Raw genomic sequence first — 6,000 nt, forward strand, 5'->3', positions numbered from 1 at the left:
CAGCTAGCGGTTACGACATATGGAACTTCGGGGCCATCATGTCTCTATATTACTCCGGCTAATGCAGGAGGCGGAGGCAAACTCAATATATATGATGTGTATGAGGAGATCAATGACCAATACACTGTTGAGAAGGAACTGAAATTTAGATTTTATTCGGACGAAGCTTATTTTGTGTCGTACGAAGCAAAAGCGGGAGGAGTTAACTACGAAATAAAGACAAATAATCGGGGATGTAGTTAAGGAAAAAGGAGAAAAAGCCCAGGAGGAAGAAGGAGTAGTTGTGAATACCGGACCGTACTCCAGCCTCAAGTAAAACCTGTCTGACCATGGTGCCGGCGTAGATATAGCCGGACCATTACAAAGAAAAACTAGGCCAAAACTAGAGAGAAAGAAAGGCAACAAGAGCGAAAAAAGCCGAACGAGGGGTAGTATTGTGCAAATATATCGATATAAGGAGAGCTCTCCGGAACCCCCTTCCCTTGAAGCTGGGGGTACACTACCCGAACAGCACACAATCCATGGGTAGGGTGGGCAACGATTTGCCCACCCTACAGGTTGCTCTAAAAATCAATCAGGCGGTGTCCGGTACCATAGGATTGAGGGGAGAAAAAACTCTAGTATAGGGAGTATAACAACCAACATTGTGACGAAGAATTGGATAGCCATGGCGCATGAAGGCATAGGTGCAAGTTTAAACTAAAAAACGTAAATAAAAAAAAAACCACGGAGTGATAAAATCAGTTGAATTATAAAAAGGGTTGGGACTCGGGTTTCAAGTCAAGCACTAACGTCACAAAATTAGAGGAAACAAGAATGAGTGTGGAAAGAATCAAGAAAGCTATGATTATCCTGATAGCCACATGTGCGTGTTTAATCACCGTTCAAACGCCAGCATGGGCAAATAACCCCATATCCTATAAATGCATAATCACTGATACGTCATTTTGTAATTATTACTTGCAAGGGGGCGATGAGGTTGAGGTTGCCAATTACGGATCTGGAAGCGCCACGGTGTTTTTTTCTGGTTTAGAGCCTTCGGAGATAAAGGTATACGAAAAGGAAGAAGCCAATTTCTCAGAACACCCCTCGGAGAAAATAAATATCGAAAAGAGAGAAAGAATCGTCAAGCAAATTTATTACAATGACGATAAGTTATACAAAAATAACGGAGGAACAGTCGTTGTAACAGTAAGATACTAACGTGTTCTGGATGAATCTGGATATTTTTCGTCATAAAAATCGGATTTGAACGATAGAAGCGGAAAATAATCGTAAAAAAGCGCACACCCATTTCGAGATCATCATACAATCGTGATGATATGACAAAGGAGGCAACCACAACAAAACAGGTGTGTACTATGAGGTAACCCCCGAGCAAAAAAGAACAAGGAAGAGCCAAAAAAGAGTGAATATCAGCCGCAATACCTGGCTTTCGTGAACTCATCGATCAGCTCACCAAGACCCCCTTCCCTTGAACCTGGGGGTCAAGTCTCCCCCATCACCCGAAGGGTTACACTTGATAGAATGACACTCAGCCTATAAGCAGATATCCCACCTTTCACCCATCGCCACCACAGACCCGTCAGCCAACACCAGCACCACCGGTAGATAATGGCTCACTAATTTTGGCAAGAGCAGTGCAAAACTATCAGGCCGGAAATATCAAGGGGGCAATAGCGATCGCCTTTGGCGTGGCCTACGGCCAATCGCACAAGATGTGCTGCCTAGTAGTGCTGCTTTCAATGGGGCCCAAACCAAAATTGACCAATGGCACAATGAATGGGTATCCTTTGAACGTAAGTTTGATAAGATTCAACAAGCGACTAGAACAGGGTCGGTGGGTTGATGTGTTGAACTATGCTAAAAACAGCAATTGGCCAACCAGAGGCTATTGGCGTCAGAAGTTAAATCGAATCATGGCTCAAGCTCGGCAGCAACAAGCCGCATTAGAAGCTAAAAGAAAGCAACTGGCGGTACAGAATCAAATTGGCTCTAGAGCAAACCAGAGAATTCAAAACAATTCACAGCCTGCTTCACGACCGGTTTCTATTGCCGCACCATTGCCGCGCGCAGCCAGTGGTTACCAGAAATAAAACTACTGCAGCACCACCGTCTCAATCTACTAAAATCAAATATTACGTGATACTCAACGACGGCAGTGCTAGTGGTTTAGCCAAAGCCAGGAAAATTGTACCTGGAGCTTTTTTGGGTCGATTCCCACAAGGTACGAAAATTCAGATGGGAGCATTCAGAAATGAAGCCAAGGCCAATGCTTTTGCTAACCAACTTCGTCAACAAGGAATGTCTGCTTCAATCTATCGACCTTAATCGTTTTGGCTCTTCGATAATTGACATAAGCGATTGACCTTAGGTCACGCTACGCGAACGCATAGTCGCCCAACTTCTTGTGCTACTGCTGCTTGGGCGACACTGTAATATTTTCTGACAGGCAACCCACCAGCTGAAAACTAAAAGAAGTGGCTAGCAGCTTTACTAAGCTTTTTTGACCAAGAGTATCCCCATCCTTCTGCGACACATGACAATGATAGTAAATCCATCTGTAGGGGCGCACAGCGTGTGCCCCTACTACTTATAGTGTGCACAGCGTGTGCCCCTACTACTTATAGTGTTTGGTAAGGCTTAATAAGCAATTTTGCTTAAGTGCGTAAGAGAAATTGACTAGGTACCAAGCAAAAAGGGGAACGATAAGAAGGACAAGGCAAACAGGGGAAACAGAATTGCTGCAAGTCTCAATCCCTCTAAGCCTGTTGTTGAGTATGCCAATCATAGAGATGACAGCTGATCCATATTTATCAGTGCTTAATCGGTATAGTAAAACCGTTGATCTGACGAAACAGCCATGAAATCATAATTCGAGCTTGCTGTATAAGTGTGGAAGCCCAAAGTAAGCGCCAGAGTTTGACTTCTGACTTCTGACTTCAGACTTCTGACTTCTGCTATAAGTTCTTCCTGTTGGGACGAAGCTTTGATTGTAGAAAAAAGTAAAAACGCTATTACTAGTGAAATTAGGCCATGCAAGATTTTCTAGAATATATGCGGACTCTACAAGTCCCGCAGGAGTATGATAGACCCACCCAAGCCCAATCACCCAACAGCTTTTCCATCGCTACCATCCAAAGTCTGGGGTCTCCCCAGCAAATTCCCCATTATGCCCGAAATCATGCTCTACTCCAGCATCCCTGGTTGCTGAGTTTCCAAAATGGACCCTTAAGGCACACTCACCTAGAGGATTTACCCACTACTGATCAAAAATTAGGAGTCTTAGTTGCTGATCATCCCCGATTAAGCTGTTTAATCAGGGAAACTGGCGTAAGTAGTAACCTAGATACTTGGCTCAAGCAGCGTTATCTGATTAGTTGGTGCTTCCCCAATTGGCTGACTGCTGTTGCTTCTAAGTTACCTACACCCCAAACCCGAATCCCTTTATTAAAGAATCTCTATGAAGAACACGGATTATCGGGGAAACCTGGCCATAGCAAACCCCATCCTCAAATGTGGCAGCAGTTATTTGAAGAATTATCAGCGATAGAAGCAGGTCAGTCCATACCTCTACCAAAGTCATCACAAGAATTATTACCAGGAACCCAACGCTACCTGCAAATTTACACAACTGCTTGCTTCCAATACCCCGCTGCCTTTGGATTGGGGATACTGGCTTTTACGGAATCTATCCTACCCTATGAAAACCAACTGATTTTAGCAGGTCTGAAAAAACTGGGTATTTCCACCAAAGGACAAGAATTCTTTGCCGTTCACTGCGACTGTGATCAAGACCATGCTGAGGACATCTTAGATGTGATTGAGCAGATCGCTAATTCTCCCCAAACCCTTTGGCAAGTATGGCAGGGCGTAGCCATGGCCGTTAGAGCTCGTCAGGGATTTTACGACGATTTGCATCGAGAATTGGTACTGCTGGGTCAAGACACTGTTCAATCCAGTAAAGGTTGAGGGCTTTGGCGATTGATAAAGTCATCCCCCTGCTGCTTTTCATTGCTATTGGTTATGCCCTGAAAGGGAAATTTCAAAAACCTGTAGCAGTTGGTGCTATTAAAACGTTAATTATCAATGCCTTACTTCCTGCGGCTCTATTCCTATCCACGATCAAAATTGATATAAGTCAAGGTTTACTCTCGCTCCCGGCTTTCGGACTTGCTATCAATGTCTTCTTGTTAGGAATTGGATGGTTATTGACAGGTTTGGTGATTCCTCCCCAAGAAAAAGCTAAAGCCCGCTCCTTGATATTGATGTTTGCGTCTTTAGCTCCTGGCTTAACAGTTTATCCGTTTACTCAGGAATTTTTAGGTGAGCAAGGACTAGCTCTAGCAGGGTTGATGGATGTAGGGAATAAATGTTTTGTGCTAATCGGTCTTTATGCTTTAGGGATGTATCTACACCAACGCAGTGTTGATAATTTCCACATCAATTTCAGCAAATTTAAAAGGATTGGATTGACACTGATCCAAGAACCAGCAAATTTAGCGTTGTTACTGGGTTTGTTGATAGGAGTATTAAATCTAGGTAAAACACTTATCCCAGAAATAATTTTGCAGGCTCTGCAACGGTTAGCGGCTTGCACTACTCCCATGATTCTGTTTTTTGTAGGGATTTCTCTGAAGCCGAAAACCTTACAATTACGGAAAATTTTACTAATTTTACTTGTCCGCTCAGCAGCAGGATTCTGGTTTAGTGCAGTAGTACTGATTTTGTTTAAACCAGATACATTAGCACAAATGCTACTAGCTGTAGTTTTCCCCCAAAGCGGATGCAGTTTATGGCCGTTGTTGTACGCTTCCCAGATTAATATGCTCGACCAAGAGCAACATCGGCGTACTCACCCGACATTTGATACGGAATTTGCCCTAGGATTATTGACCACTTCTATTCCGATATCGATTGGTGTGAATTTAATTATTTTTTCTAATAGCGAGTTTTTTATCTCTCCATCCCATCTGGGATTAGTCGGAAGTATACTTTTGATCCTGTTCAGTATAGCAAAGGTAATCAAGTCAGAAGTAAGAAGTCAGAAGTAAGAAGTCAGAAGTCAAAAATAAGCATTGGAGGTCTCGGAATTGAGCGATGCAGTGCCGCCAAAGGGGGTTTCCCCAACTCGCTATTGCATCAAGACAATGTCAAACATCTGAATACGTAGCGCTATAAAGTTTCTCATAGCTATGAGGTACACATTATTTTTTACCTCTTCCCTCTTCCCTGCTCCCTGCTCCATGCTCCCTGCTCCCTAAAACCCAAAGATTTGTACCTCATGGGTATAAGACTTGCTATATGAGCGTTAGGCAGTGGCGGGAAAACTGCCACCAATGAAGTGAATATCACTGAAAGTTTCGATCCACAGACGAGCGCCACAACCCAGTGGCTTATCGGGCTGATAGACAATCCGACAAGGACCGAGGATTTCTACTTGGTTGCCGTAGAGATTGTCACCGCTTCGTTTTACTGAAATCACTGGCTGACGCTCTTCGGGACTTTTGTGATTGTTGCTGCCAATGCGATTGCGGTTGACATTGATTTTGGCCAGAGCTGGGGGACGAGTAGTACGCCATTTGCCCTTTGGTCCACGCTTCTTCTCAATGATTTGGGGCAGATTGTTGAACAGAGGAATAATCCAGAATTTCCCACTTTTATAAGCACCCCGGACGCGACCATCATTAAGGAGTTGGCGCAAGCGTCGAGAAGAAATACCTAACAGAGAAGCGGCTTCAGTAGTACAAACGGACTTGTTCATCAGTGGACTTCCTTTACTATTCCGATACCAGTATTATAACTAAAAAAGTTAGCTGAGGTGGTGTTTGTCAATTATTGTTAATATTTTTTTACAAACACCTTTTGAGGTAAGCTATCAGCTATCAGCTATCAGCTATCAGCTATCAGCTATCAGCTATCAGCTATCAGCTATCAGCTATCAGCTATCAGCTATCAGCTATCAGCTATCAGCTATCAGCTATCAGCTATCAGCTATCA

At 43.6% G+C, this 6,000-nt stretch carries 6 protein-coding genes; 5 read left to right on the forward strand and 1 reads right to left on the reverse strand.

Annotated elements, in window-relative coordinates; translation table 11 throughout:
• Positions 1-816 precede the first annotated feature (816 nt).
• The 5 genes from F6K38_RS16400 to F6K38_RS16420 all read left to right on the forward strand — a co-directional run bounded on the left by F6K38_RS16400 (position 817) and on the right by F6K38_RS16420 (position 5,054).
• The gene (locus tag F6K38_RS16400; RefSeq protein ID WP_287356947.1) at positions 817-1,203 is read left to right on the forward strand and encodes a hypothetical protein; all 387 of its coding nucleotides are present in this window, start codon (positions 817-819) and stop codon (positions 1,201-1,203) included.
• A gap of 425 nt (positions 1,204-1,628) precedes the next feature.
• Positions 1,629-2,096: a hypothetical protein gene (locus F6K38_RS16405; RefSeq protein WP_287356949.1), complete on the forward strand. Its 468-nt coding sequence runs from the start codon at positions 1,629-1,631 to the stop codon at positions 2,094-2,096.
• Positions 2,080-2,331 carry an SPOR domain-containing protein gene (locus tag F6K38_RS16410; protein WP_287356951.1) on the forward strand — a complete coding sequence of 84 codons (252 nt, stop codon included), beginning with the start codon at positions 2,080-2,082 and terminating at the stop codon, positions 2,329-2,331. The genes F6K38_RS16405 and F6K38_RS16410 overlap by 17 nt, the downstream gene beginning before the upstream one ends.
• Before the next feature lie 705 nt (positions 2,332-3,036).
• On the forward strand, positions 3,037-3,972 hold the full coding sequence (locus tag F6K38_RS16415; protein WP_287356953.1) for an iron-containing redox enzyme family protein: 936 nt from the start codon (positions 3,037-3,039) through the stop codon (positions 3,970-3,972).
• A 5-nt stretch (positions 3,973-3,977) separates the two neighbouring features.
• Positions 3,978-5,054, forward strand: a complete 1,077-nt coding sequence (locus tag F6K38_RS16420; protein WP_287356955.1) for an AEC family transporter — start codon at positions 3,978-3,980, stop codon at positions 5,052-5,054.
• A 257-nt stretch (positions 5,055-5,311) separates the two neighbouring features.
• Here F6K38_RS16420 and F6K38_RS16425 read toward each other — a convergent pair whose 3' ends face one another.
• Complete coding sequence (locus tag F6K38_RS16425; RefSeq protein WP_071105206.1) at positions 5,312-5,764, reverse strand: helix-turn-helix domain-containing protein; 453 nt, start codon at positions 5,762-5,764, stop codon at positions 5,312-5,314.
• Positions 5,765-6,000: the final 236 nt, after the last annotated feature.

Source organism: Moorena sp. SIO3B2 (genome assembly GCF_010692525.1).
Lineage (GTDB): Bacteria > Cyanobacteriota > Cyanobacteriia > Cyanobacteriales > Coleofasciculaceae > Moorena > Moorena producens.

Excerpts from the sequence above, each read along its gene's own strand:
- F6K38_RS16425 (WP_071105206.1), bottom strand. The coding sequence starts at position 5,764 with ATGAACAAGTCCGTTTGTACTACTGAAGCCGCTTCTCTGTTAGGTATT.
- F6K38_RS16400 (WP_287356947.1), top strand. The coding sequence starts at position 817 with ATGAGTGTGGAAAGAATCAAGAAAGCTATGATTATCCTGATAGCCACA.
- F6K38_RS16415 (WP_287356953.1), top strand. The coding sequence starts at position 3,037 with ATGCAAGATTTTCTAGAATATATGCGGACTCTACAAGTCCCGCAGGAG.